At 65.8% G+C, this 1,954-nt stretch carries 2 protein-coding genes; both read left to right on the forward strand.

The features are described 5' to 3' along the window. The first annotated feature begins 93 nt into the window (after nt 1-93). Nucleotides 94-588 carry an RNA chaperone Hfq gene (hfq, locus tag AX681_RS18355; RefSeq protein WP_156456137.1) on the forward strand — a complete coding sequence of 165 codons (495 nt, stop codon included), beginning with the start codon at nt 94-96 and terminating at the stop codon, nt 586-588. 19 nt (nt 589-607) lie between these two features. After that, complete coding sequence (gene hflX, locus AX681_RS18360) at nt 608-1,900, forward strand: GTPase HflX (protein ID WP_066665082.1); 1,293 nt, start codon at nt 608-610, stop codon at nt 1,898-1,900. Nucleotides 1,901-1,954: the final 54 nt, after the last annotated feature.

Raw genomic sequence — 1,954 nt, forward strand, 5'->3', positions numbered from 1 at the left:
GGGCAATACCTACATTGCGCAGATCGCGCCGCTCCGTGGTGCGCATCCGACGCCGGGAAACGGCGCGACTGCGGGAAATCCCCGCCAAAAACAGTGAGCTGCATCATGGCCGACAAGCAGACATCCCTTCAGGACCTGTTCCTCAACGCGCTGCGCAAATCCAAGACCCCGGTGACCATGTTCCTGGTCAAGGGCGTGAAGTTGCAGGGAATTGTGACCTGGTTCGACAATTTTTCCGTGCTGCTCCGCCGCGACGGTCAGTCGCAGCTGATCTACAAGCACGCAATTTCGACCATCATGCCGTCGGGTTCGGTCGACGTGGCATCGATCGTCGATGCGATTCCGGACACGCCGTCGAAGAATCCGGTTCTGCAGGAAATCTTTCTCGGCGCAGTGAAGCGTCAGCAGGAAAATGTGACGATGTTCCTGGTCAATGGCGTGATGCTGCAGGGCGGGATCGCGGCGTTCGACCTGTTCTGCATGCTGCTGCAGCGCGATGGGGTGTATCAGCTGGTCTACAAGCATGCGGTGTCGACGATCCAGCCGGCGCATCCGTTGGACCTGACCGATCACGGCGAGGAAGCCTGATCCTTTTGAAAGTTGCCCGATGAGTACCGGATTTGACCGCGACCCCGACGAATTTGCGCGGGGCGCGCGGGCAGTTGTCGTCTATCCGGATCTTGGCGGATCGAGCCGGGACGCTGAGGCGCGCCTTGAGGAAACCGCTGGGTTGGCGCTGGCGATCGGGGTCGAGGTCGTCGAGCGTGCAGCGCTGCGGATCCGGGCGCCCAAGCCGGGAACGCTGATCGGATCGGGTCAGGTCGAGGCGCTGGCCGAGACGGTGCGCGACCGCGAACTGGGGCTGGCGGTGTTCGACGCAGCACTGACGCCGGTGCAGCAGCGCAATCTGGAAACGGCGCTCGGTTGCAAGGTGATCGACCGCACGGGGTTGATCCTGGAGATTTTCGGCGAGCGTGCGCGCACCGCCGAAGGGCGGTTGCAGGTCGAGCTGGCGCACCTCGATTATCAGGCGGGACGGCTGGTGCGCAGCTGGACCCACCTCGAGCGGCAGCGCGGCGGCTTTGGTTTCCTTGGCGGACCGGGTGAGACGCAGATCGAGGCCGACCGCCGGCTGATCCGCGACCGCATGGCGCGGTTGCGGCGCGAGCTCGATTCGGTGAGCCGCACGCGCGGGCTGCATCGCGAGCGGCGGCAGCGCGCGCCATGGCCGGTGATCGCGTTGGTCGGCTATACCAATGCCGGAAAATCCACGCTGTTCAATCGCTTGACCGGCGCTGACGTCATGGCGGAGAACCTCCTCTTCGCGACGCTCGACCCGACCTTGCGGCAGATCTCGCTGCCGGGGATCGACAAGGCGATCCTGTCCGACACGGTGGGGTTCGTCTCCGAACTCCCGACCCAGCTGGTCGCCGCGTTCAAGGCGACGCTGGAGGAAGTGGTGTCGGCGGACCTGCTGATCCATGTGCGCGACATCGCCCATCCCGATAGCGAGGCGCAGCGCGATGATGTCGAGAGCGTGCTCAAGGACATCGGCGTCGCACCGGAAACGCCCCGGTTCGAGGCGTGGAACAAGCTCGACCTGCTCGACGCCGAACGCCGCGATGACGTGCTGGCCGAGGCGGCGAAGCGCGACGATGTGCTGGCGGTGTCGGCGCTGAGCGGGGAGGGGGTCGATACGCTGATCGACCGCGTCGCCGCACGGCTCACGCTCGGCCATCGCCGCTATCGCGTGACGCTGCCCGCAGCGGACGGGGCGGGGGCGGCGTGGCTGCACCAGCATGGCGAGGTGGTGGAACATTGGGTCGAGGGGGAGACCGCGATCTATGAGGTTCGCATGGCGCCCAAGGATCATGAACGCTTCGCGGTGCGCGCCGGATGACGCCACGGCGTGGGGTAATGCTGGGGCTGGGCGCGCTGCTGCTGGTCGCGGCGG

The organism is Sphingomonas sp. CCH9-E2, assembly GCF_001557215.1.
Classification (GTDB): Bacteria; Pseudomonadota; Alphaproteobacteria; order Sphingomonadales; family Sphingomonadaceae; genus Sphingomonas.

Excerpts from the sequence above, each read along its gene's own strand:
- hflX (WP_066665082.1), top strand. The coding sequence starts at position 608 with ATGAGTACCGGATTTGACCGCGACCCCGACGAATTTGCGCGGGGCGCG.